Annotated in this window: 21 protein-coding genes; 8 read left to right on the top strand and 13 right to left on the bottom strand. The window is 54.8% G+C overall.

Annotated features, from left to right (window positions below; translation table 11 throughout):
• Positions 1–79: 79 nt before the first annotated feature.
• The gene (gene aroC / locus OZX70_RS04025) at positions 80–1,264 is read right to left on the bottom strand and encodes a chorismate synthase (RefSeq protein ID WP_277181946.1); all 1,185 of its coding nucleotides are present in this window, start codon (positions 1,262–1,264) and stop codon (positions 80–82) included.
• Between the two features lie 98 nt (positions 1,265–1,362).
• On the opposite strand from aroC, the gene OZX70_RS04020 reads away from it, so the two are divergent.
• On the top strand, positions 1,363–1,845 hold the full coding sequence (locus OZX70_RS04020; protein ID WP_277181945.1) for a prepilin peptidase: 483 nt from the start codon (positions 1,363–1,365) through the stop codon (positions 1,843–1,845).
• Positions 1,846–1,855: 10 nt separating this feature from the next.
• Here OZX70_RS04020 and mltG read toward each other — a convergent pair whose 3' ends face one another.
• From mltG to OZX70_RS03990, 6 genes are all read right to left on the bottom strand, one after another.
• Positions 1,856–3,031, bottom strand: a complete 1,176-nt coding sequence (mltG, locus tag OZX70_RS04015) for an endolytic transglycosylase MltG (protein ID WP_277181944.1) — start codon at positions 3,029–3,031, stop codon at positions 1,856–1,858.
• A 25-nt stretch (positions 3,032–3,056) separates the two neighbouring features.
• On the bottom strand, positions 3,057–3,512 hold the full coding sequence (gene ruvX / locus OZX70_RS04010; protein WP_277181943.1) for a Holliday junction resolvase RuvX: 456 nt from the start codon (positions 3,510–3,512) through the stop codon (positions 3,057–3,059).
• An 8-nt stretch (positions 3,513–3,520) separates the two neighbouring features.
• Positions 3,521–6,202 carry an alanine--tRNA ligase gene (gene alaS / locus OZX70_RS04005; protein WP_277181942.1) on the bottom strand — a complete coding sequence of 894 codons (2,682 nt, stop codon included), beginning with the start codon at positions 6,200–6,202 and terminating at the stop codon, positions 3,521–3,523.
• A gap of 193 nt (positions 6,203–6,395) precedes the next feature.
• Positions 6,396–6,632 (bottom strand): hypothetical protein, encoded by a 237-nt coding sequence (locus OZX70_RS04000; protein ID WP_277181941.1) that lies wholly within the window; start codon positions 6,630–6,632, stop codon positions 6,396–6,398.
• Positions 6,633–6,634: 2 nt separating this feature from the next.
• Positions 6,635–7,060, bottom strand: coding sequence for a DUF948 domain-containing protein (locus OZX70_RS03995; protein ID WP_277181940.1), 426 nt, complete (start codon positions 7,058–7,060; stop codon positions 6,635–6,637).
• A gap of 88 nt (positions 7,061–7,148) precedes the next feature.
• A complete protein-coding gene (locus OZX70_RS03990; protein ID WP_277182097.1) occupies positions 7,149–7,823 on the bottom strand; it encodes a histidine phosphatase family protein in 675 nt (224 codons plus the stop codon).
• Positions 7,824–8,197: 374 nt separating this feature from the next.
• On the opposite strand from OZX70_RS03990, the gene trpX (OZX70_RS03985) reads away from it, so the two are divergent.
• The 5 genes from trpX (OZX70_RS03985) to OZX70_RS03965 all read left to right on the top strand — a co-directional run bounded on the left by trpX (OZX70_RS03985) (position 8,198) and on the right by OZX70_RS03965 (position 12,776).
• Positions 8,198–9,259 carry a tryptophan ABC transporter substrate-binding protein gene (gene trpX, locus OZX70_RS03985; RefSeq protein WP_277181939.1) on the top strand — a complete coding sequence of 354 codons (1,062 nt, stop codon included), beginning with the start codon at positions 8,198–8,200 and terminating at the stop codon, positions 9,257–9,259.
• A gap of 88 nt (positions 9,260–9,347) precedes the next feature.
• Entirely contained in the window at positions 9,348–10,412 is a 1,065-nt protein-coding gene (gene trpX / locus OZX70_RS03980; protein ID WP_277181938.1) for a tryptophan ABC transporter substrate-binding protein, read from the top strand.
• Positions 10,409–11,332, top strand: coding sequence for an ABC transporter permease (locus tag OZX70_RS03975; RefSeq protein WP_277181937.1), 924 nt, complete (start codon positions 10,409–10,411; stop codon positions 11,330–11,332). The genes trpX (OZX70_RS03980) and OZX70_RS03975 overlap by 4 nt, the downstream gene beginning before the upstream one ends.
• Positions 11,329–12,183 carry an ATP-binding cassette domain-containing protein gene (locus OZX70_RS03970; RefSeq protein ID WP_277181936.1) on the top strand — a complete coding sequence of 285 codons (855 nt, stop codon included), beginning with the start codon at positions 11,329–11,331 and terminating at the stop codon, positions 12,181–12,183. The genes OZX70_RS03975 and OZX70_RS03970 overlap by 4 nt, the downstream gene beginning before the upstream one ends.
• 203 nt (positions 12,184–12,386) lie before the next feature.
• Entirely contained in the window at positions 12,387–12,776 is a 390-nt protein-coding gene (locus OZX70_RS03965; RefSeq protein WP_277181935.1) for a phage holin family protein, read from the top strand.
• An 89-nt stretch (positions 12,777–12,865) separates the two neighbouring features.
• On the opposite strand, the gene rpsD is transcribed toward OZX70_RS03965, so the two are convergent.
• The 6 genes from rpsD to alsE all read right to left on the bottom strand — a co-directional run bounded on the left by rpsD (position 12,866) and on the right by alsE (position 20,905).
• Entirely contained in the window at positions 12,866–13,492 is a 627-nt protein-coding gene (gene rpsD / locus OZX70_RS03960; RefSeq protein WP_277144570.1) for a 30S ribosomal protein S4, read from the bottom strand.
• 220 nt (positions 13,493–13,712) lie between these two features.
• A complete protein-coding gene (locus tag OZX70_RS03955; RefSeq protein ID WP_277181934.1) occupies positions 13,713–16,445 on the bottom strand; it encodes a UvrD-helicase domain-containing protein in 2,733 nt (910 codons plus the stop codon).
• Between the two features lie 345 nt (positions 16,446–16,790).
• The gene (locus OZX70_RS03950) at positions 16,791–18,191 is read right to left on the bottom strand and encodes a sugar porter family MFS transporter (RefSeq protein ID WP_277181933.1); all 1,401 of its coding nucleotides are present in this window, start codon (positions 18,189–18,191) and stop codon (positions 16,791–16,793) included.
• Between the two features lie 23 nt (positions 18,192–18,214).
• On the bottom strand, positions 18,215–19,213 hold the full coding sequence (locus OZX70_RS03945; protein WP_277181932.1) for a nucleoside hydrolase: 999 nt from the start codon (positions 19,211–19,213) through the stop codon (positions 18,215–18,217).
• 19 nt (positions 19,214–19,232) lie between these two features.
• Positions 19,233–20,213 carry an allose kinase gene (gene alsK, locus OZX70_RS03940; protein WP_277181930.1) on the bottom strand — a complete coding sequence of 327 codons (981 nt, stop codon included), beginning with the start codon at positions 20,211–20,213 and terminating at the stop codon, positions 19,233–19,235.
• Complete coding sequence (alsE, locus tag OZX70_RS03935; RefSeq protein WP_277181929.1) at positions 20,210–20,905, bottom strand: D-allulose 6-phosphate 3-epimerase; 696 nt, start codon at positions 20,903–20,905, stop codon at positions 20,210–20,212. Before alsE ends, alsK begins: the two co-directional genes overlap by 4 nt.
• Before the next feature lie 129 nt (positions 20,906–21,034).
• On the opposite strand from alsE, the gene OZX70_RS03930 reads away from it, so the two are divergent.
• Positions 21,035–22,282, top strand: coding sequence for an ROK family protein (locus OZX70_RS03930; RefSeq protein WP_277181928.1), 1,248 nt, complete (start codon positions 21,035–21,037; stop codon positions 22,280–22,282).
• Positions 22,283–22,482: 200 nt separating this feature from the next.
• Positions 22,483–23,061, top strand: a complete 579-nt coding sequence (locus OZX70_RS03925; RefSeq protein ID WP_277181926.1) for a xanthine phosphoribosyltransferase — start codon at positions 22,483–22,485, stop codon at positions 23,059–23,061.
• Positions 23,062–23,305: the final 244 nt, after the last annotated feature.

The raw sequence follows: 23,305 nt of genomic DNA, 5'->3' as shown, positions 1-23,305 counted from the left end.
CTGTATTCTACGTTTTCTCTCTATTTTGATAGTTTTTAGTTTCTGCAGAATGTGGCATGCAATCTCGCAGCAAAAACACTCAGCGCATATGCTCCGGCCAAGAATCGAGATAACTCTGTGCGTTGCGACGGGTCTCTTCGACGCTGTCGCCGCCGAATTTCTCAAGCACGAACTTTGCCAGTGTCAGGCGCACCATAGCCTCGGCGACCACAGAAGCGGCGGGAACCGCAGTGGTGTCGGAACGCTGGTTGATGGCCTTGGCCTCTTCGCCGTTGGTAACATCGACGGTGCGCAACGCACGCGGAATCGAGGGAATCGGCTTCATCGCGGCACGCACGCGAATCGGCTGGCCGTCGGACATGCCACCTTCCGTGCCACCGGAACGGTTGGAATAACGCTCGATATGGCCGTTGTCATCCACGAACATTTCGTCATGGGCCTCGGAGCCGAACCGATCGGCCTCGAGGAATCCGTCGCCGACTTCGACGCCCTTGATAGCCTGAATCCCCATCAAGGCACCGGCGAGTGCAGCATCAAGCCTCCGGTCGCTTTCCACGTATGTACCCAATCCTGCGGGCACGCCGTAGGCGATGACTTCCACGACGCCGCCCAGCGTATCGGCACGTGACTTGGCCTCATCAACCTTCGCCATCATGCGTTTCTCGGCATCCTTATCGAGCGTGCGCACCGGAGAAGCATCAAGCGCCTCGACATCGGCAGGCGTCGGCAATGTGCTGGTATCAGCCTTTTCACCGCCCAGAGCAACTACATGAGCAACCGTGCGAATGCCTACTGTCTGTTCAAGGAATTTCGCAGCAACTTCACCCAAAGCCACACGCGAAGCTGTCTCTCGAGCGCTGGAACGTTCAAGCGCGTTGCGGGCATCGTCGAAACCGTACTTGCGCATGCCGGTCAGATCGGCATGGCCGGGACGTGGACGGGTCAGCGGTTCGTTACGACCAGTCGGCGGCAACTCGTGGTCGAGCGGATCGGCGCTCATCACTTCGGTCCACTTCGGCCATTCCGTATTGGCGATTTCGATGGTCACCGGCGAACCCAGCGTCCTGCCGTGACGTACGCCAGTCAGCAGCCGCACTTTGTCCTGCTCGAACTTCATGCGCGCCCCACGGCCATAGCCCAGACGCCTGCGAGCCAGTGCGTCCACGACGTCCTGCGAGCGCACCTCTACGCCGGCCGGAAGCCCTTCAATCATGGCGACCAACGCCTCACCGTGCGACTCCCCTGCCGTCTGCCAACGCAACATATTCACTCCTTGCCGAACCTTGACGAATAGCGACCTTCAAAAAATAAACCTTGAACTTTGCGCTTTTTCGCGCTTTCCATTCGTCAAATAATGGGTTTATGCACTATCTTACCGATATGGCCTACATTGCAGTACTGCCGAGTCTGATTTTCGGACTGGCGCTTGCCGTCGAAGACATCCGCCGTTTTCGAGTGCCCAGAACATGGGTGGCCATAGGAGTGTTGATACAGCTCGCGGTCTTCCTCGCCCTTGCCATCGTCGAACGTAATCCCGCCAAAGCTTTGCTACCGCTTGGATACGCGCTGCTATCGGCCGCCATCCAGTTCCTACTCTCGCGCTTCAAGCCCGGCGCCCTAGGATTCGGAGACGTCACCGCATCGTTTCTGATTGGCCTTGCCGTAGGCTCCTTCGACCTGATGCCCTACCTCTATTGGTGGCTACTCATGGGCGTCCTAGGTCTCCTCTGGATCCACCTCTATCCCAAACTGGCTCATCACTCATCCGCCAACTCTCGTAAAGCCCCGTTCGTCCCCGTAATCACGGCCTCGGCAATTATTGCAATCTTATTGACCACAATATAATGAACTCAATTCAGTTGGCGTTGGGATTTTGGGCCTTGTATTCATTGCGGATTTGGTTGAATTCATCTTGGGTGGTGACGAACTTTGTTTCGCCCGTCTGCAAGTTCGTGGTGACGAAATAGAGCCAATTGCCAGGTGTCGGATTCATCGCGGCCTGGATGGCTTCGTCTCCCGGAGAACTGATTGGCGTAGGCGGCAGACCCTTGTTGATGCGCGTGTTGTAGGGGTCGGATGCGTCGTTGAGCATCGCATCGGTAAGATCACTCGGCTTGACATTCGCCCCGTAGGCAACCGTGGAATCCATACCCAAAGCCATGCCCTGATTAAGCCTATTCATGATGACGCGCACGACTTTGCCGTAGTATTCCGAACGGTTCACTTCAGATTCGGCGATGGAGGCCATATTGAGGATGGTCTCGCGTTCGGTGCCGGTCGGCACTTTCAAATCGTTGAGCCTGGCCACGCGCTTATCGACAATCGACTTTAAAATCGAGGCAGCCGTGCTGCCCTTCTTCTTGACATCGTAGACACCCGGTTCGAACCAGCCTTCGAATTTGCCGCCAGCTTCAGCAGGAAGAATCCCCTGTCCGCCGCCATTGATTATCGCATCGAACTGAGATTTATCGATACCAGAAAGCTGTGCGGCCTGCGCTATTACATCCGAACTTCGCTCCCCTGCTTTCACCTCAAGGAATCCAGTGGCTTTGGTCCTGTCGGAAAGAATCTTCACCGCGTCCACGGATGACATGTGCTTTTTGAGCTCGTACGTGCCCGGATAGAGCGTGCTGTTGTTGGCAGCCACCGTGCTCGCGAACGTATCAGCATTCTTGACCACGCCTGCCTTGACCAGATGCTTCGCTATGGAAGCGACGCTTTCGCCAGTATCGACGGTGAACCACACTTGTCCTGTTCCCGGACCGGAATAATCCGAGGGAACCTCCTGCGCATTGTTATTGACGTGATGGGTCACGGCTCTGATGCCGAAGAAGCCGCCACAACCGACAATAAGCAGAACCACTGCCACAATGGCTGCAATGGTCATCCGCCGACGACGCTGTTGTTGCTTGCGCAGACGCATTTCATGGCGCGATTTCGGCGGCTTTGGCGGCTCAAGCTGAGCGGATTGACCTTCAGGGTTGACCCACTCGGCGTTCGAATCGAAAAGCTCGTTGAAGTCTTCAGGCATGAATTCCCTCTCTGCTTCCGGATTGTCAGTTGCGTCCATCCAAAGCCGACTGAAGGATGACAACCGCCGACTGCTGATCGACCACCGGCCGGTGATTTCTGCTCTGGACGCTGGCTTGGCTCAACTGGTGGTGTGCGCTCACCGTGGTGAGACGCTCGTCCTGAAGTACTATCTCAGGAACATTGTCTATTTTATATTCCTCGCTCTGGACGGCATTTTGCAGCCTTTTGGCAAGATTTGACGCCCAACGCTTGGCTTTTTTAGCACTTTTCCCCGCTTCTCCGCTCAGAAGCAGCGGAAGACCAACGACGACTTTATCGATATCGGTATGCTCATCAATGAAATCCACGACTTCATCCAAGGCGCGGAACGAATCGCCATAAGCCTGGATATTACCTTCCGGGTGCGCAAAGGAGAGCTCAGGGTCACTTAAAGCCAAACCGACCCTGGCGTCTCCCAAATCCACGCCCAGCCATGTCATCGAAGGTTTCAGTCCTTGCGCACGGCCTGACGCAGGGCTTTCAGCGCCTCGTCGATCTTGGAGGCATCGGCTCCTCCGCCTTGGGCGAAGTCCGGCTTGCCGCCGCCACCACCGCCGAGCACCTTCGAGGCCACGCGCACGAGGTCACCGGCCTTGAAGCCAGCCTTGCGTGCATCGTCGTTGGTGGCCACAGCGACCATCGGCTTGCCTTGGTCGTTGACGCCGGAAAGCGCGATAACCGCGGACTTCTTGTCGCCGATCTTGGCACGGATGTCCATGACGGTCTTGCGCAGTGCATCGAACGAGCCGAAATGACCGACATTCGAGGCCACCAGCTCGACCGTGGCATTCGCATCGGCTTCCGCCTGCGCAATCAGAGCCGGAACCGCGGCTTCGAGTTGGGATTCATAAAGCGAGTTCAGACGCTGGTCGGCCTCCTTGACCTTGGATTCAAGGGAAAGCACACGGTCGCGCAGTTCTTCGGGACGCACTTTGAGTTCGTCGGCCAAGCCGGAGACTGTCTTATGCTGCGCATCGTTGAATTCGTAAGCTTTTTTGCCCATAAACGCCTCGATGCGGCGAACACCGGAACCAACCGAAGACTCGGAGGTAATGACGAATTCGCCGATCTTGCCGGTGGCATCGAGGTGAGTGCCGCCGCAAAGTTCGCGGCTCCACGCGTCCTCACCAATGGTCACCACGCGCACACGGTCGCCATATTTTTCACCAAAGAGATGCATGGAACCGAGTTCGAGTGCCTTCTTATAATCCATCTCGACCATGGTGACCGGCAAATCATCGCAAGCGCGTTCGACCACACGAGCTTCGACTTGGTCAATCTGTTCACGCGTCATGGCAGTGGGCCATTGGAAGTCGAAATGCAAGTAGTCAGGGGCGACCAACGAACCGCGCTGGGTCGCCTGCTCGCCGAGCACCTCGCGCAGGGCCTTGTGCAGCATGTGTGTGGCGGTGTGGGAACGTGCCAAACCGCGGCGACGTTCCTCGTCGATGGTGGCGTTGACCTTCTCGCCGACGCTGAGCTTACCTTCAGTCAAACGGCAGCTGTGCACGGTCAGGTCCTTGATGGGCTTCTGCACGTCATCGACCTCGAGCACCGCGCCGTCGTCGGAGATCATCTCACCTTCATCGGCCAGCTGGCCGCCCTGCTCCGCATAGAACGGGGTGCGGTCGAGCACGATTTCGACGTTGGCTGGACCTTCGACGCTGTGTACGCTACCCTTGCCTTCCTCAAAGATGCCAAGGATGGTTGAACGACTGGAATGATCCTTGTAGCCAACGAACTCAACCGGTTTGTCAAGCGTTTTCTTGAAATCGTCATAAACACTGACATCCACATTGTGACGCTTCTTGAGGGCGTCGGCGCGGGCACGCGACTTCTGCTCGTCCATCAGCTCTTGGAAGCCCTTCTTATCGACCTTGACGCCCTGTTCGCCCGCAATCTCAAGCGTGAGCTCAATCGGGAAACCATAGGTGTCGTGCAGGGTAAAGGCGTCCTTTCCGGAGACCTCACCGTTTTCAGACTTCTTGGCCTTCTTGACGGCCGTGTCGAGGATAGTCGTGCCGTTTTCAAGCGTGCGGCGGAACGCATCCTCCTCACCGTAGGCGGCTTCGGAAACGTCGTGGAACGTGTCGTTCAATTCCGGATAGCTGGGTACCATCGCGTCCTTGGAGACTGGGAAAAGCGTAGGCAGCACCGGTTCGTTGACACCAAGCATCTTCATAGAGCGCACAGTACGGCGCAACAGGCGGCGCAGCACATAGCCTCGGCCGACATTGCTGGGGCGCACGCCGTCGCTCATAATCATCAAAGCAGAACGCACATGATCGGCCACGACACGGAAGCGGACATCGGATTCCTGATCCTCGCCGTACTTGTGACCGGAAATCTTCTCGGCAGCTTCGATGACCGGATAGATTTCATCGGTTTCGTAAATGTTCTGCTTGCCTTGCAGCAGGTAGGCCACGCGCTCGAGACCCGCACCGGTGTCGATGTTCTTGTGCTCGAGTTCACCGACGATATGCAGGTCGGTCTTTGATTTGACATTGTCGACGGCGTAATTCTCGAAGACCAGATCCCAGATCTCGATGTAGCGGTTGTCGTCGGCGCTGGGGCCGCCCTCCTTGCCATACTTCGGCCCGCGATCGACGTAAATCTCGGAGCAGGGGCCGCCGGGGCCGGGGCCGCCGGTGGTCCAGAAGTTGTCTTCCATACCGAGGATTTCCATGTGCTCGGGGTCCATGCCCTCGTTGACCCACAGTGAGCGTGCCTCATCGTCGTCAGTATAAGTGGTGACCCACAGCGTCTCGGGGTCGAAGCCCAGGCCGCCCTTGTCCTGCGGCGTGGTCAGCAGTTCCCATGCATAGTGGATGGCCTCGGCCTTGAAATAGTCGCCAAAGGAGAAGTTACCGAGCATCTGGAAGAAGGTGCCGTGGCGGGTCGTCTTGCCGACCTCGTCGATGTCGAGGGTGCGCACGCACTTCTGGTTGGAGGTCACGCGCTTGCTCGGTGGAGTCTGCTCCCCCAGCAGATAAGGAATGAACGGGACCATGCCAGCGATGGTGAACAACGTGGTCGGGTTCGGCGAAATCAATGACGCCGAGGGAAGAACCAAATGACCTTGCTTCTCGAAATAGGTTTGGAACCGGCTGGCGATTTCAGAGGTGCGCATGCTTGCTGCTGCTCCTTGGTTTGTTCGCAACGAAATTGTTGCGATTGTACTTATCGAATCAAACTAAAAATGGAATTATATGGAATCGTTCAACCGATTCCCGCTTGTGACAAAACTTATTATTTACGAGCATTGTTTATCGGATTTTATAGACGATGCCAGGCGTCCAAATCCGCTACGAAAAGGCAACCGCTTATCCAAGCTTGTCGGCATATTGTGAATTGAGCTCCTGCTCGCGTGCAAGACGCGTGGCGTTGAATTCGTCGAAGAGTCCTCGCAAGGAACGTTGCATCACATGGTCCTGATCGGGGCCTAGCACAAACTGACGAGCCTTGTCCGGAGTATTGGCCCGCACATAGGCCTCAGCCTTGGAAACCGCGACCACCCCGATGACCACACCAAGCGATACCCAGAAAATTCGTTTGACCATCGTTACTCCTTGCCGCCTTTCGGCTTCGCTGCAGTGGCTTTGGGCTTAGTGGCATCCCCTGCCGAACCTGCGCCTTTCTGATGCATGAAGCTTTGCGCGGTGGATTTCAAAGCATAGAAGGACGAAGCCAGTTTGATGACCGGCTTGCCCAGGAACGAACCATAAAGATCGGTCAATGCTCCGATGTTGCCGGCAGTCGTGGAAGCAGCCGAGGAAATCTTGTTGACATCCTCAAGCGACTTGTTGACCTGACGTACCGTGGTCACGCCTTCGTCAAGCGCGGGGATGGCGTGATCGCCGGAATCCTTGACGGTCTGCGCGAGCTGGTCGAACAGCTTGCCCAGCCTGATGAGCGGATAGATCAGGAACCCCGCCAGCACAGCGAATGCTATGGCGGCGATAAGCCCTGCGATGTCCCCAATACTCATGTAAGCCTCTTTCCGATACGGTTCCTCGACATTTCAGCCATAATAAAACACAAGGTTACCCAACGCCAACGACGCTGAATGGAAAAAATCATTGATTATAGGCGACTACCGTCACCGCGTTCCCGATTGGTTTGTTGGTGTCGAAATCCAATGTTGTGACGCTTCCGTTGGCCGGACGTTCGGAAAGGTCGTAGCCCGGGCCGGCGAAGCGGTGCATCAGACTCAAGAGTGTGTTGCCGTGGGAGATCTGGAGGACGTCGTCGCCATCCTTGAGACTGGCATTCGCGGCAATCAGCGCAAACCCGCCTTCGACACGCTCCCAGTATTCGTCGTCACTTTCGGCGTCGTGGAAAGGGTCGGCTTCCTTGAGGAAATCTCGGGTGCCTTTGAGTCCATATTTTTCGATGATCTGGTTATAGGTCTTGGCACCGTGCGGAGCGCCGGCGGCCCACCATGCCATATTCATATCCTGACCTTCGAAATAGCCATAGAACTGCTCACGAAAGTGCATATCGGCGACCAGCTTTGGGCGCGTGTGGCCATTCTGCTCGTTGATATCAAGGATTCGGGCTGCGGTCTGCTCGGCACGGGTCGTGTCGGAGCAATAGGCGGCAGCGAAATCGAAATCCTTGAGTTTCGCTCCAGCCTTGCCTGCGTCGGCAATGCCGGAATCGGTCAATGGTGAATTCGACCAACCCTGCAAACGGTTATAGCGATTGAAATAGGTCTGCCCATGGCGGACAAGATGAAGATGCAACAACATGGCTCCATTATCGCACAGCGCCATGTCTCATTATGTGAGTCACGGTTTTGCCATTGGGAGCCTTGCCTTCTATGTTTAGAAGCAGTTTTGAGAATGCAATGAAAGGAGCAGTCGATATGACTTCGACATCACGACTCCCGCTGCATTTTGTTTGGCGTGGCTGGCGTAGCTAACACAATCTGTTAAGTAAACCAGAATTTAATATCGTGCCTTCGCCAAGGCGTCACTTGTCTTTATCGAATTTCCATCGTAGTTCCGTATATCGGGAATTTGAGTATCACTGCGTTTTATTCGGTAATTGTTCGATTTTTGGAAACCGATAACCCTTACACTTGGCGTGGGCCAAAACCAATCGAAAGAGCAACAGGAACGCTATGAGCAACGAAAACCACCAAGCCTCACACGGAAGGGCGCTGACGGCGACCATCATCGTCATCATCCTCATCCTCGTCGGCGGCTTCACCTACCAACTCGGCCGGCGACATGCGCTGGCCGACGACACCGGCACGTCGACCTCGCAACATGCGCTGAAGCGTGTCGGCATCCTCCAATATGTCAGCCACCCCGCATTGAACCAGATTCACAAGGGCGTGGTCGATGAGTTGGAAAAGGAAGGCTTCATCGACGGCAAGAACATCCAGATTATGGACCAGAACGGGCAGGCCGACCAAAGCAAACTCGCCACGATGAGCGAGCAGCTGGTCAACAAAAAGGCCGATGTATTGGTCGGCATCGCCACCCCAGCCGCACAGGCGCTGGCCAACGCAACCAGTACCACCCCGATTGTCCTCGGCGCGGTCACCGACCCCGTCGCAGCAGGGTTGGTTAATGACATGAAGGCTCCCGGCAAGAACATCACCGGCGTCTCCGACCAGCCGCCCGTTGCCTCGGAAATCAAGCTCGGCAAGGAACTGATGCCACAGGCAAAGACGGTGGGTATGCTTTATTCCTCTACCGAAGACAATTCCAAGTCGCAGGTCGATACGGCAACGAAGGCCGCCACGAAACTCGGGTTGCAGGTCAAGAAATTCGCAGTGCCATCCAGTAACGAAATCGCTCAGGCCGTTCAAGTGATGAGCGGACAGGTCGATTTCATCTACATACCGCTGGACAACACCATCGCCAATGCCATGCCAACCGTCACCGAAGAGGCCAACAAACAGAACAAGCCGGTCATTACCTCAGTGGACACCATGGTCACCCAAGGAGGACTCGCCACCATTGGCGTCAACCAATACCAGCTGGGGATCCAAACCGGCAAGATGGCCGCAGACATTCTCAAAGGCAAGAGCAAACCGGCAACCACGCCCGTCTATACCTTCTCCACTGGTGACACCATCATCAACAAGGAGCAGGCGCAGCGCCTCGGCATCAATGTGCCGGAAAAGCTCATGAAAAACGCCAAGCTCGTCACCACTGATGTCGGCAAGAAATAGATGACAGCTTTGCTGCTATCTGTCGATAGAAATAAATATTTTCGATCCCTCTTAAATTTAACCAATTTTTAAAAAGAAGATAAACACCATGTCCGAAAAAGAACATCGTTCACCAAGCACGCTGGTAACCGCTGCAGTTACGGCGGTAGCAGTGGTCGTCGTCGGTGTCGCCATGTATTTCGTAGGTGAGCACAGTGTGAAAAAGACCACTAGCCAAACGGCCGCGACCGCACAGACGCAAACAGTCAAGAAGGTCGGCATCTTACAGACCATGAGTCATCCGGCACTCGACCAGATCCATCAAGGCGTCATCGACGGCCTCAAAAAGGGCGGCTATGTCGAAGGCAAGAACCTCGAAGTCACCAGCATGAACGGCGAAGGCGACCAGAGCAAGCTCGCCACCATGAGCCAGCAGCTCGTCAACAAGAAGCCCGACGCGCTGTGCGGCATCGCCACCGGTGCCACGCAGGCTCTGGCCAACACCACCAAGGACATCCCGATCATGCTCGGAGCGGTCACCGACCCGGTCGCCGCAGGCGTGGTCAAGGACCTCAAACACCCTGGCGGCAACATCACCGGAGTCTCCAACGTCCCACCGCTCAAAGCACAGCTGGAACTCGCCCGCAAACTCCTGCCAAAAGCGAAGTCGGTCGGCTTCCTTTATAACTCCGACGAGGTCAACGCCAAATCACAGGTCGATCACGCCGACGCCATCGCCAAGAAAATGGGGCTTGAGACCAAGCGCTTCGCGGTTCCGACCAGCAATGAGATCGCCCAGACCGTGCAGATCATGAGCGGCCAAGTCGATTTCATCTTCATCCCCAACGACAACGCCATCGCCAACGCGATGCCTACCGTCACGCAAGAGGCCAACAAGAAGCATGAACCCGTCATCGTGGCCGCCGACACCATGGTCAAGCAGGGTGCCGTCGCCACCATCGCCCCCAGTCAGTACGACTTCGGCCTGAAAACCGGCGAAATGATGGCCGACGTGTTGAGCGGCAAATCCAAGACCGCTACCACACCCGTCTACGTGTTCAACGGTGGCGACGTCTACATCAATAAGAAGGAAGCAGACCTCAACGGCATCACCGTCCCCGACTCGGTGATGAAGAATGCGAAGGTCGTCGGCGAGGAAGGCAGCAACAAATGATCATCTCATCAATCGGCCAGGGCATGCTGTGGAGCATGCTCGGCCTCGGCATTTTCATGACCTACCGTATCCTCGGATTCCCCGATATGACTACGGAAGGCTCGTTCCCGCTGGGAGGCGCGGTGTGCGTGGCGGCCATCACCATGGGCGTCAACCCGTTCCTCGCCACCCTGCTCGGAGTCCTGGCCGGCATGTGTGCGGGACTGGTGACCGGTCTTCTCTACACGAAAGGCAAGATTCCCGTGGTTCTCGCCGGCATTCTGGTGATGTCCGCATTGAACTCCGTGATGCTGTTCGTCATGAAATCACCGAACCTTTCTCTGCTGAACCTGCCGAAGATCCAGGACGTCTTCCGTCCGCTGAACCTGCCGGAAAACTACGACACCGTCTTCATTGGGCTTTTGGCCGTGACCATCGTCATTGGCCTGATGTCCCTGTTCTTCAACACCGAATTCGGCCAGGCCTACATCGCCACCGGAGACAACGAATCCATGGCTAAATCGCTCGGCATTCATACTGAACGTATGACAAATGTGGGGCTTATGCTCTCCAACGGACTGATTGCGCTTTCCGGTGCGCTCATCAGCCAGCATGACGGCTACGCCGACGTGAGCAAGGGCGTGGGCACCATCGTCATCGGCCTCTCCTCCATCATCATCGGCGAAGTCCTCTTTGGCGAACTCTCCTTCTTCCAACGCATGCTCGCCACCGTGGTCGGCAGCATCATCTATCAGCTCCTAATTCTGCTGGTCATCCGACTTGGCTTCGACACCACGTATTTGAAGTTCTTCTCTGCCGTCGTGCTCTCGCTGTGCATGCTTATCCCGCAGTTCAAGCGGGCGTTGCACCTGACCACAGGTTTCGAGAAATACTTCAAGAAGGATGACACTGTAGTGTCCAGCGGAAAGGCAAACTCATGAAAGACGAGACCTTGATCAAATCCAACAAAACCGATGCTGCGTTGACCGCCAGTGCGGCCGAGATGCAGGATGTCAGCGACCTGAAGGATATTCGCCTCGCAGTCGAACACTGCTCGGTGAGAGTCGATAACGGGATGAACGATACCAAGGAAATCCTGACCGACGCCAACCTCGCGGTGAAACCAGGAGATTTCATCACCGTGCTCGGCGGCAACGGCGCAGGGAAAAGCACCCTGTTCAACGTCATCGCCGGCGGCATCCACCCCACAACCGGGCGTGTGCTGCTCAACGGTGAAGACGTCACCTCGACCTCGCAAGAGACACACGCGAAGTACATCGCCCGGGTATTCCAAGACCCGAAGATGGGTACGGCACCACGTATGACAGTGGCGGAAAACCTGCTGCTCGCGACTCGACGCGGCCAGCCACGACGCTTCAAGATGCGCGAGATGGCGGCCAACCACGACCGTTTCTACGAGCTCTGCAAAGGCATCGGCAACGGGCTTGAGGAACATCTGAACACCCCTGCCGGCAATCTTTCCGGCGGCCAGCGTCAGGCACTGAGCCTCATCATGGCAACCATCACCAAACCAGACCTGCTGCTGCTCGACGAGCACACCGCGGCCCTCGACCCGAAGACCTCCAAGCAGCTCATGGCCATCACTGCGAGCACCATCAACGACCAACACCTGACTTGCCTGATGATCACCCACCGGCTCGATGACGCCCTCAAATATGGCAACCGCCTCATCGTACTGCAAAAAGGCCAGATCGCGCGCGACCTGAACGCCGAAGAGAAGAAGAAACTGACCATGAGCGACTTGCTTGAGTTCTTCGAAGACGGGTTCTAAACAGCAAAATCCAGCTTCGAACAAAATCGGCCTGCCAAATAACCGTTCATATTGATACCAAATATCAGAACGTCGATTCGGTAGGCCGTTTTTATTCCAGCTTCATTTCTGGCATTCAATATCTATTCAACCAACGGCGAAGCGCTTGAAAATGTTCTGAAAACAACGGTCAATAAACCTTCTTTGTTTGCCATACTGGTTCCATGACACGATTCTTCACCCGCTGGATCATCCTGACCATTGCCGCTGCCACGATGGTGCTGCTCATCCCGAGTATGCAGCCAATCGGTACTCCCCCGATTCTAGGCATTGCCGTATTCGCGCTGTTCCTGGCACTGGTCAATGCCGTCATCCGGCCGATTCTCAACGTAGTCACGCAGGTTTTCGCTCTTCCGCTTTCGATCATGTCGCTGGGGTTGATCTCGATCATCCTGCTCTTGGTCGTCAACTGGCTATGCATGCGGTTGGCTTCGTGGCTGGCGGTGTCGCTATTTGGCGTAGGCGTTTATATTTCGGGCTTCTTCGCCTCGATAATCGGCACCATCATCATGTCGATCGTCTCCGCCATCGTCGATGCCGTTATCGGCGAGTGACCAACTATTCCGACAACGCCAAGGGCCCTGTGAGCTTGAAACTCACCGGGCCCTTGCGGTATGTCCTTTAAAGGAATGGGATTCAGAAATCAGCGAGCGTAGAACTCGACGACGTACTGAATGTTGACCTCGACCGGGATCTCTTTGGTCTCCGGCTTGCGGGTGAGAGTCGCCTTGAGAGAGGCGAGGTTGACGTCCAGGTATCCGGGGACTGCAGGCAGCACATCGCGGTGCACGCCTTCAGCGGCAATCTGGAAGGGAACCATGGTCTGGCTCTTCGGCTTGACCTGGATGGTCTGGCCGGGCTTGACGCGGTAGGACGGACGGTCCACCACGTTGCCGTCGACCATGATGTGACGGTGCACGACATACTGACGTGCCTGGGCGGTCGTGCGGGCGAAGCCTGCGCGGAGCACCAGAGCGTCGAGACGGGTCTCGAGATCGACGAGCATTGCATCACCGGTCTGGCCCTTGGTATGGGTGCCCTTTTCATAAGCTGCACGAAGCTGCTTCTCGGAGACGCCGTACTGGGCGCGCAGACGCTGCTTCTCGCGCAGACGAACCGCGTAATCGGATTCAGTGCGGCGACGCGTGCGGCCATGCTCACCAGGAGCGTACGGACGCTTCTCAAAGATGCGCTGAGCCTTAGGGGTCAGTGCGATGCCGAGGGCACGCGAAAGGCGCACCTGACGGCGAGAACGCTGAATGTTAGTCATTCTGTTGTTCCTTTGTATTCTGTCGTTATCTGAACGGAACGCGATTCTTTTTCAAGAACGCGCTGAGTCGGGCCTCTCCAGTGCTTCAAGGCGCCAAGCGCCAACGATATCCCCGTTTTGCCGAGCATACCGCCGACCCACTGATGGGCTAAGACTCCAGATAATGTCCGCCTTATGGCAGACACAAACTCTTATTTTACCCGCAGGGTACGGACGGAACTCACAATTTCTCGATCGGGGCGACACGGAGCATCAGGCGCTTGACACCGTCGGAGCCGAAATCGACCGTGATGATGGAGTTGCGGCCCTTGTCCTGCGTGTCGACGACGGTGCCTAAGCCGTATTGGTCGTGAGTAATCTTATCGCCGATCGAGAAGTCGGCGATGCTCAGCTTGTTGTCTTTTTTGAGCGACGAGGCCGGCACCGAGCGCGAGGCTGATTTAGGCGTAGTACGGCGAGTGGTCACTTTGCCACCGCGAGTGCGCGAGCCCAAAGAGTACGAGGACGAGCCATAGTCGGAATGAGAGCCATACGACGAGCCGCCTGAAGAACGGGAACCGTAACCGGAACGCGACGAGGAGCTCCGATAGTCCGAACCCGCGCCGTAGAGCGAGTGCGAACGAGAACGCGAGCCATACGACGAACCGCCGGACGAGTGGGAACCATAGCCTGAACGGGAACTGTACGACGAACCGTAGCCGGAACGCCTGGAACCGCGCGAACCGCCATACGACGAGGAACCGGAACCACCGAACGTAGAGCCAGACGAGAAACCGTCGTCATCCTCCCAGCCGCCGAACTCGTCATCGAAATCTCCGTCACCGCCTGAACTCCAGCTGGAACGCATGCGTTCCACACCGGCCTCGCGGCGTTTCCATTCGATTAGCTCGTCGGGAATCTCGTCGAGGAACTGGCTGGGCATCATGTCGTTGGCCTGGCCCCACTGCGAGCGCACGGCCGCGCGGGTGACGTAGAGCCGTTGCTTGGCGCGGGTGATGCCGACATAAGCCAGACGACGCTCTTCCGAAAGCTCCTGCTCGTCCTCCAGCGAGCGCGAATGCGGGAACGTGCCTTGTTCCATGCCGGTCAAAAAGACGACCGGATACTCCAGGCCCTTGGCGGTGTGCAGCGTCATCAGCGTGACTTTGCCGCTGTCCTCCCCTTCGCCGGGAAGCTGATCGGAATCGGCGACCAACGCCGTGGTCTCAAGGAACCCGGACAGCGTGGCATCGGGCGTCTTCTGCTCGAACTCGGCTGCCACGGACTGCAGCTGCGAAAGGTTCTCGACGCGCGACTCGTCCTGCGGATCGGTGGAACGTTGCAGCTCTTCGAGCAGCTTGGACTGGTTGAGCACTTCGGCGACGATCTCGGAAGGCTTGGAATTATGATCTGAGGCAAACTGCATCAGTCCTCGCATCAGATCCTGGAATTCGCCGAGCTTGGTGCGCGTGCGCGTAGGCAGATCGGGAATCTCGTCCATCTGTTCGATGCCGCCCCAGAACGGCATGTCGTGCGCCTCAGCGAAGCTCGCGACCATCGATTCAGCTCGGGCACCAAGGCCGCGCTTGGGCGTGTTCATGATGCGGCGCATGTTTACGGAATCAGCGGGATTGGTAATGGCCTGCAAGTAGGCGATGGCATCCTTGACCTCGCGACGTTCATAGAATTTCGTGCCGCCGACGAGCTGGTAGGGAATGCCAGCATTGATCAGCGCCTCTTCCAGCGCGCGCGACTGGGCGTTGGCGCGATACATGATGGCCATGTCGGAATAGCGATAGCCGTTCTCACTTTTTAGGTTGGCGATTTCGTTGGCGATCCAACCGCCCTCCTGCTGGGCGTTGTCGGCCGCATAGCCGACAATCGGGTCGCCCTTGCCGAGCGATGTCCAGAGTTTCTTGGGCTTGCGTCCAGTGTTCTTGGAAATGACGGCGTTGGCCGCGTCGAGGATGGTCTGCGTAGAACGGTAGTTCTGCTCCAGCATAATCGTGAGGGCGCCCGGAAAATCCTTCTCGAAGTCCTGGATATTGCTGATATCGGCGCCACGGAAGGCGTAGATGGACTGGTCCGAATCGCCGACAACGGTCACCCAAGCCGGGCCTTCACGCCCTGCGGTTGGCTGGTTTCCTGCCATCGAGCCCAGCGCCGGTCGATCGGCGCTGTCGATGCCGGAAAGCTCACGCACCAGCTGGTACTGGGCGTGGTTGGTGTCCTGGTATTCATCGACCAAGATGTAACGGAATTTGTGATGATAGCAATCCGCGACTTCCGGGTGGTCGTGCAGCAGCTCGACCGTGCGCACGATCAGATCATCGAAATCCACGGCGTTCGCCGCGGCCAAGCGATACTGGTATTCCGCGTATATCACGGCATACACCGCATCTGCGTTGTCGGCACGTCCCATCTGATAGCCTTGCTGGCCAGGCTTGTAATCGGGTGCGTAAGTATTGAGCAGTTCTTTCCATCCGACCAGTTTGTTCTTGTAATCGGAAATCTGGCCAAGAATGGCACGAGGCGTATAACGCTTCAGATCGACGTTGAGGCCGGTACCAATGAGCTTAATCAGCCGTTGGCTGTCGGCGGTGTCATAGATGGAGAAGCCGGAATTGAGACCGATGGTTTTGCCGTCGCGTCGCAAAATGCGCACGCAAGCGGAATGGAACGTCGAAATCCACATATGCTCGGCAACTGGACCAATCAAGGCTTCCAAGCGCTCGCGCATTTCGGCAGCGGCCTTGTTGGTGAAGGTGATGGCCAAGATCTGGCTGGGCCAGGCCCCGAATTGGGAAAGAATCCACGCCACTCGACGTGTCAGCACGCGCGTCTTGCCAGAGCCGGCACCTGCCCCAATCAACAGCGCTGGCCCGCGATACTGCACCGCCTTGGCCTGCTGCGGGTTCAAATCACCGACAAGTTCCTCGGAGCTTCGTGCAATCAAATCCGGATCCTGTGCCACACCCATTCCCTTCGAAAGCCGTTTCGCGAGCTCCCTTAATCTGAGCCAGCCCGCCTGCCATAGGACTTCATTTTTATCACACACAGTTGTCATCATGCATTTAAAAATACATTACTAATTCCATCAGTTACATTTGGGCGTGGATAGCTTAATCATGACAAGCAAACAATCATTTGCCGTTGAAAATCAAAAACCTCCACAAACCAGAGTCAGGACCCCTAGCTTCCCTTTTTACGATTTAGTGATATACAAACGTGTAAAAAGGTGTGTACCTCAGCAATCAGCAAAGGCACACACCTGAATCATCAATACCGGAAAAATCTACGATACCGATAGTCGCTATTATTACTTGGAAAGCTCCAGTTCGAGTTGTTCCAACGGCTTCTGCTTGGTCTCTGGCACGAGAACATAGCAGAAGAAGAAAGCGAGGACGGAGAACACAGCCAAGCCGGCAAATGTGACCATGGAGCCATACTTGTCAACAAGAATCGGAAACAGCTGTGCGACAAGGAAAGTGAAAATCCATTGTGAGAAGGTGTTGGCCGACTGTCCCAGACCACGGATACGTGTCGGATACATCTCACCCGGCAGAACGTAGGAGACCGTACCGAAGCTTACGCTCCAGACGATGACATAGGCCAAAAGCAGCGCAATCAGTAGAGGACCATTCGGATGGGCCACGGTAAAGAGCCAAGCGATAAGGCCCAAAAGGATAGCCATACCGACGGAGCCGAACAGAAGAAGCGGACGCCTTCCCACCTTATCAATGATCCATACGGAGAGAAGCGTACCGGCTACCATCGCGACACCAACCAGAACCGTGCTCTGCACCGCCGCGTTGCTTCCGAAGCCGGCGGTCTTGAAGATTTCAGGAGCATAGTAGAAAACTGCGGTGATGCCTGTCAGCTGCATAAAGAAAGGCACTCCAGTGACGATGAGCAAGCGACGACGCATACGGGGAGCGAAAATCTCGGAAATCTTTGGTTTTTCCTCAGAAGCGATGACGACGTTGATACGTTCCATCTCTTCGTCAACAGCCTTTTCATCGGTGAAGATGCGGCCAATGGCCTTGCGAGCATCTTCAGTGCGTCCCTGCTGAATAAGCCAACGCGGGCTTTCAGGAATGAAACGAAGGCAGACGATAAGAATGAGAGCAGGAATGATGCCGATAATGAAGATAGTTCTCCAGCTGTACTGAACATTCCACGCTTCGGCATGCATGCTAATGACAGCCGCGGACACCGAGAAGATGACCAGATTGCCGATGACATTGAAGAGCTGGTTGAAAGAAACCAGACGACCACGAATACGAGCAGGTGAAACCTCACCGATATACAACGGTGCCACCGTCGTCTCCAAACCAATGCCGAAACCGACCATCATACGGGCAACCACGAGGAACACGACATTAGGGGCAATGGCCTCACCTGTAGCACCAATGATGAACAGTGCTGCGACGGCGACCAAGACCTTCTTGCGTCCGAACAAATCGGAAAGACGACCTGCGAAAATCACGCCGATAATGCAGCCTACAGTGATGCAGGAAGTCACCCAACCTGTGCCGGCTGCAGAAAGATGGAATTTGGTCGTCAAAAAACCGATCGAGCTGGAGATACTTCCATTATCAAAACCAAAAAGGAAGCCACCAATCGAAGTGATAAAGGCGATTAATATGACCGAGCCGGTCGCCTCCCCGGTTTTACCTTTTGAAGCAGTGTCTGGCTGCTTTGATGATGTACTCATCATGAACTCCTTTTCTTGATTCTCTTTCACAACGTTTCTATTGTCTTGACAATTTCAGCTATGGCTGCAGCGCCATCAACATCAGTCATGACCTGCATATTCGGAGCAGATTGCTTGTCAGGCACGGTTTCACCCAATGTGTACTGCCCCTTGGTTTCCACCTTCACCGACATCGATTCATATGTGCCTACTTCTGGATCGGCAGCGGCAAGCACGGCCAACGGATCGTAAAGCACACAGCCATCGCCCCAGTCGAACATCGGCTTTTCCATATAAGTCGCGCAAATCTCGGCGAACAAGGCGTTGGCCGGCGACTTGTCCGCTGGGATAGCTTTGATGGCATCGTCACGCAGAATTACACCTGTTTCAGGATTGGTCACGTCAAGGCTGACCATTCTCATCGGGATGCCCGAAGAAAAGACGATATTGGCCGCAATGGGATCAAAATAGATATTGCATTCCGCAACCGGGGTGACATTGCCTTTCCCGTATGTCGGGTTGATACCAAGGCCACCGCCCATAAAAACGATTTCTTTGATTTCATCGGCAATGCTTGGATCGATCAGCAAAGCAGCCGCGACATTGGTCTGAGGGCCAATCGCCACAACCGTCACCTCATGTGGATATTGATGAACGGTTTTGATGATTTGTTCAGGAGCGATTGACGACGAGCCTTTTTCGAGTTCTGGAAGATCAATCTTACCGACCTTTCCACGAGGTCCCTTATAGGCTTCCTGCAATTCCTGAGGCAAGACGCCGCCCAAAGGAAGCGGAATACCCTGGGCCACCGGGATATCGTCTCGACCGGCAGCCTGCAGGACTTTTTTCGCCCCACGCGCGGTCAACCACGGAGGGCAATTGCCGAACGTGCTCGTAACAGCCAGAAGATCCAGTCGCTTATCCGCCAGCGCAAAAAGCAGGGCGATGGGATCGTCGGCATCCGTTCCCGGGATTCCTACGCCCGGATCGGTATCAATGATTATTTTTTTACTTGACATCTTTGTCTCCCTTTCAGTCAATACCATTAGTCACTGTCAAAAACTTTCATTGCCCGTCTAGAGCAAGTTGTTCGAATGCAACCATGGCGCCTCCTAACACCCCATCCATCGGGGCAACTGTGGTATAGGTCAATTCCAAGTCGCTTGCGGGTACAGGCTTCCTGGCCATGACACGAATTTTTTCCTCTAATTTTTGTTTCGGAAAGCCCTTCATCTGAGGGATGCCTCCCCCAACAAGGACACATTGCGGATCCAAGAGATTGATTGCCGTGGCGAAAGCTCGTGCCAAGTATTCCAACCATTCGTCGACGAACGGTTCATCACCATGACGCACGAATACCTCACCGATGGGTTCATCCTCGCCATAGTGTTCTTTAAGCATCTCGACAAGGGCATGGCCCGCAGTCTTGCTTTCAAGACAACCCATATTGCCGCATCCGCAACGAATACCCGTACCGCCGGGAACATGCCCAAGTTCTCCGGCAACACCATGTTTGCCCACCATGATCTTGCCATCGAATGCCAAAGCACAGCCCAAACCTGTACCGATATAGCAACCGACCCAAGCGCCGCACTTGGGCAATTCGAATCGCACACTGTCATATTTGAGCAAGAAATTAACATCTCGGTCAATGAACACAGGCACCTTGAACTGCGACAATCCTTTCACTACGTCTACGTTCTGAAGGCCTTCAATAAATGTGGTCTGAATGATCTTGCGACGATTCTGATCTATCAGGGACGGGAAACCAGCGGATATTGCGGACAGTCGATAGCTCTGGGAGAGATTCCTATCGAGAAAACCGGAAAGGAACGATGCCAGAGGCTTAATCGCGTCTTTGCCATCCAACGTTTTCTGGGTATCGACAACTTCAACAGATAATATTTCCCCAGAACTGTCAATCAGGCCCACTCGCAAGTGAGTACCGCCACAATCAATCCCCAAAACCACAGGCGTTTCCCCATCGGGTGTTTTTCCCATGGGCATTGCCCGCCAATATTTTGCAACCGCCTCCGCCTCGTTCATTTGCGATCCACCTTTTCACCAGTGGCACGCTCGTAGGTATCAAGCATCAGCGACCAAGCCTCATCCACATCCTTGGAAAGATTGAAAAGACCGGCATTGCCGACGATGAAGGTATCCGCACCACTTTCGCGAACTTTCTTATAAGTCCCCTCGAAACAATGCCCATCGATTTGAATCTCGTAGTTCAGCCCTTCGCGTTCGCGGAATTCAACCGCCTGACGTATCTTCGGCAGAACCTCATCGATGAACGACTGACCGGCAAAACCAATGTCGACACTCATGAACGTCAGCAAATCGACGCGAGGCAGCAGAAGCTTGACTTCTTCGAACGGAGTCAGAGGATTGAGTACCAATCCTGTTCTGCAACCGTTTTCCTTTATTCGGTTCATAATTCTGAAAGCATCATTGTGAATGGTCTCTACATGCGGTGAGATGATGTCGACACCCGCATGCGCCAATGGTTCAATCCAGCGCTCGGGCTCATCGGCCATCAGATGCACTTCGGTACGAATCTTTGTATACGGAACGATGGCACTGATCCAATCGGGGCTCAAAGCGAGATTCGGGGCGAAATGCCCATCCATCACATCGAGGTGAAACGAGTCCGCATGTTTGTTCAATGCGCTTATCTGCTCAGCCACATTGGCAAAATCCATACACATCAGCGAGACTGCAAATCGAGGAGCGTTCATGATAGTCCTTTCCATGCTTTTCAATCCAGCTTTGGATTTCCCGGCACAATTGCTTTTCTGTTTAATTCGAGTGTAGAATGTCTATATATGTTCCACAACGACATATATATGTATAATTAGGACATAAATATGACATATATCAATGACGATTCAATTGTGAGAAATCCGACGCTTCCCGAGCTTTCTCTGCCGCAAATTCCGTCGATGACGGTAGCGGGCAGGACACAGATGCTTTCCCTTCTGTGTAGGCTTATTGCATCAGGAAAAGCACAAAGCAAGGCGTCGCTTGGACGTATTACAGGATTTTCAAGATCGACCATAACTTCCGACATCGATTACCTGATGCGAAAAGGAATCATTTCCAACAATGGCGTCATTGAAACCGACCGCGGCCGTCCGGCAAACAAATTGCAGATTTCTCCTTCCTTGGGGATATTGGGAATCGCAGATATTGGAGCAGAACACACCACGCTCGCCATCGCCGATATGAACCTGCATATCATCGGCTATCAAAACCAATTAATCAGCGTTAAGACGCACGCTCCCGACCAACTTCTCAAACAAGTGAGCGAGCAGTTGGAAAAACTTAGGAATGAACTGACCCCAGATCAGAAGTTCAGACATTGCGTCATCGACTTGCCAGGTAGAATAGACGTCAAAACCCATGAACTGTTCAGGCCCCCGATCATGCCTGGATGGGATGTATCAAATCCCGGCAAAACCATGTCCGAACTGATGCATTGTCCTGTTTCCACCGACAATGACGTTAATATCCACGCTCTTGGCGAGACCGCCGCCGTCCCCGCCGACCAAAGACCATTGATTGCTATCAAAGTCGCCACCGGTATCGGGGCCGGAATCGTGGACGTCGAAGGTGAGATATTCCATGGCTTCGATGGATCAGCCGGAGAAATAGGGCACACGTCTTTCGACCCCCGAAACACCAGAAAATGCAAGTGTGGTATGACAGGTTGCTTGGAAACAATTGCATCTTTGCCGGCCATGCTCGAAGAGTTCAACAGAGTCAGCCCAGACAAACAAATTGCGACAGTTGAGGAGTTGATCAAACAACTTCAACAACATGATGAAAACGCACAGAACGTGGTCAGAATGGCCGGGAAAGCCATAGGACAAGCCGTGGCATATCTTTGCAATATACTTAATCCACGACAGGTAATGATATTCGGTCTCATTGCAGAAAACAGCGATGAGCTCATCACACAAATCCGCACGAGCGTTTATAGCCTCACGCGGCCATTGGCGACACGAAATCTGGTCATTCGACGCAGTTGCCTCGGAAGATTGGGAGGAGTTGTGGGATGTATGGTCGAAGGCACGGAAGAAAGCCTTTCCCCAGATTATCTTTTCCGTCAATAATTTTCCGATGTGATTACCAGCCCGATATCTAGTGATTCTGGTCTGTTTGAAAACGTCTTTATAGTCTTGCCTGATAGAACTAATCATGTTTGCCCAACATTTTTGGCGAACGTCACCTCCCGTGATTATGCTCGTAGACCATATATGCGCGTTGCAGGGGCATCGCAGTAACCACTTGCCGACGGAAACGAGAGGATGACATGAAGGAACTTGAAGATAGGATTCGTCGGGACGGAACCGTGAAACCAGGCGAGGTGCTCAAGGTCGATGCCTTCCTTAACCACCAGTGCGACGTGACGTTGTTCGACCATATGGGTGCCGAATGGGCCCGCATCTTCGCCGGCAAGAAAATCGACAAGATCCTGACCATCGAGGCCAGCGGCATTGGCATCGCCTGCATCGCGGCCCAGCACTTCGGCAACTGCCCCGTCGTTTTCGCCAAGAAAACCCAGTCCATCAATCTCGACGGCGACCAGTACACGGCAAAAGTCTATTCCTATACCAAACAGAAGGAATTCCCGGTCATCGTCTCGAAGCGCTTCCTGAACCCCGGCGAGCACGTTTTGCTCATCGACGATTTTCTCGCCAACGGCAAGGCCATGCACGGTCTCATCGACATCTGCAACGAAGCTGGCGTCGTCATCGAAGGCATTGGCATCGCCATCGAAAAAGGCTTCCAGCGCGGTGGCAAGGAACTGCGTGAAGCCGGTTATGAAGTTGCATCGCTAGCCATCGTCAAGGCCATGGATGGCGAAAGCGGAACCGTCGAATTCGCATAGTCTTAAGAAACGCCCTGAACCCGTTCTGCCTACTGGTGAGCATAAACTTTCAGCTGTCAGCACTATCTCAATTTCATCAAGAAAAGAGACCCTTTGAGCACTGATCAGCACGGCACTCACGAAGAGGCCGAACCAGCAAATATCATCCCAAATAATCAAAACGAGTCTGACGGCAAATCGGCCGCGGCTTCATCAACCAAGCAGACAGCAGCAGATAATAACGCTTCAGGGTTTGCCTCCCACC

The organism is Bifidobacterium sp. ESL0732, assembly GCF_029395535.1.
Lineage (GTDB): Bacteria > Actinomycetota > Actinomycetes > Actinomycetales > Bifidobacteriaceae > Bifidobacterium.
Note: the sequence above shows the minus strand (reverse complement) of the source record. Positions and strands in the feature narration are given on the sequence as shown.

Excerpts from the sequence above, each read along its gene's own strand:
- alaS (WP_277181942.1), bottom strand. The coding sequence starts at position 6,202 with ATGCGCACCTCTGAAATCGCCAGCCGGTTCCAAACCTATTTCGAGAAG.
- OZX70_RS03990 (WP_277182097.1), bottom strand. The coding sequence starts at position 7,823 with ATGTTGTTGCATCTTCATCTTGTCCGCCATGGGCAGACCTATTTCAAT.
- OZX70_RS03945 (WP_277181932.1), bottom strand. The coding sequence starts at position 19,213 with ATGGTATTGACTGAAAGGGAGACAAAGATGTCAAGTAAAAAAATAATC.
- alsK (WP_277181930.1), bottom strand. The coding sequence starts at position 20,213 with ATGAACGAGGCGGAGGCGGTTGCAAAATATTGGCGGGCAATGCCCATG.
- OZX70_RS03995 (WP_277181940.1), bottom strand. The coding sequence starts at position 7,060 with ATGAGTATTGGGGACATCGCAGGGCTTATCGCCGCCATAGCATTCGCT.
- aroC (WP_277181946.1), bottom strand. The coding sequence starts at position 1,264 with ATGTTGCGTTGGCAGACGGCAGGGGAGTCGCACGGTGAGGCGTTGGTC.
- OZX70_RS03970 (WP_277181936.1), top strand. The coding sequence starts at position 11,329 with ATGAAAGACGAGACCTTGATCAAATCCAACAAAACCGATGCTGCGTTG.
- OZX70_RS04020 (WP_277181945.1), top strand. The coding sequence starts at position 1,363 with ATGCACTATCTTACCGATATGGCCTACATTGCAGTACTGCCGAGTCTG.
- OZX70_RS03975 (WP_277181937.1), top strand. The coding sequence starts at position 10,409 with ATGATCATCTCATCAATCGGCCAGGGCATGCTGTGGAGCATGCTCGGC.
- OZX70_RS03950 (WP_277181933.1), bottom strand. The coding sequence starts at position 18,191 with ATGATGAGTACATCATCAAAGCAGCCAGACACTGCTTCAAAAGGTAAA.
- rpsD (WP_277144570.1), bottom strand. The coding sequence starts at position 13,492 with ATGACTAACATTCAGCGTTCTCGCCGTCAGGTGCGCCTTTCGCGTGCC.
- mltG (WP_277181944.1), bottom strand. The coding sequence starts at position 3,031 with ATGCCTGAAGACTTCAACGAGCTTTTCGATTCGAACGCCGAGTGGGTC.
- alsE (WP_277181929.1), bottom strand. The coding sequence starts at position 20,905 with ATGAACGCTCCTCGATTTGCAGTCTCGCTGATGTGTATGGATTTTGCC.
- trpX (WP_277181938.1), top strand. The coding sequence starts at position 9,348 with ATGTCCGAAAAAGAACATCGTTCACCAAGCACGCTGGTAACCGCTGCA.
- ruvX (WP_277181943.1), bottom strand. The coding sequence starts at position 3,512 with ATGACATGGCTGGGCGTGGATTTGGGAGACGCCAGGGTCGGTTTGGCT.
- OZX70_RS03930 (WP_277181928.1), top strand. The coding sequence starts at position 21,035 with ATGACATATATCAATGACGATTCAATTGTGAGAAATCCGACGCTTCCC.
- OZX70_RS03925 (WP_277181926.1), top strand. The coding sequence starts at position 22,483 with ATGAAGGAACTTGAAGATAGGATTCGTCGGGACGGAACCGTGAAACCA.
- OZX70_RS03965 (WP_277181935.1), top strand. The coding sequence starts at position 12,387 with ATGACACGATTCTTCACCCGCTGGATCATCCTGACCATTGCCGCTGCC.
- trpX (WP_277181939.1), top strand. The coding sequence starts at position 8,198 with ATGAGCAACGAAAACCACCAAGCCTCACACGGAAGGGCGCTGACGGCG.
- OZX70_RS04000 (WP_277181941.1), bottom strand. The coding sequence starts at position 6,632 with ATGGTCAAACGAATTTTCTGGGTATCGCTTGGTGTGGTCATCGGGGTG.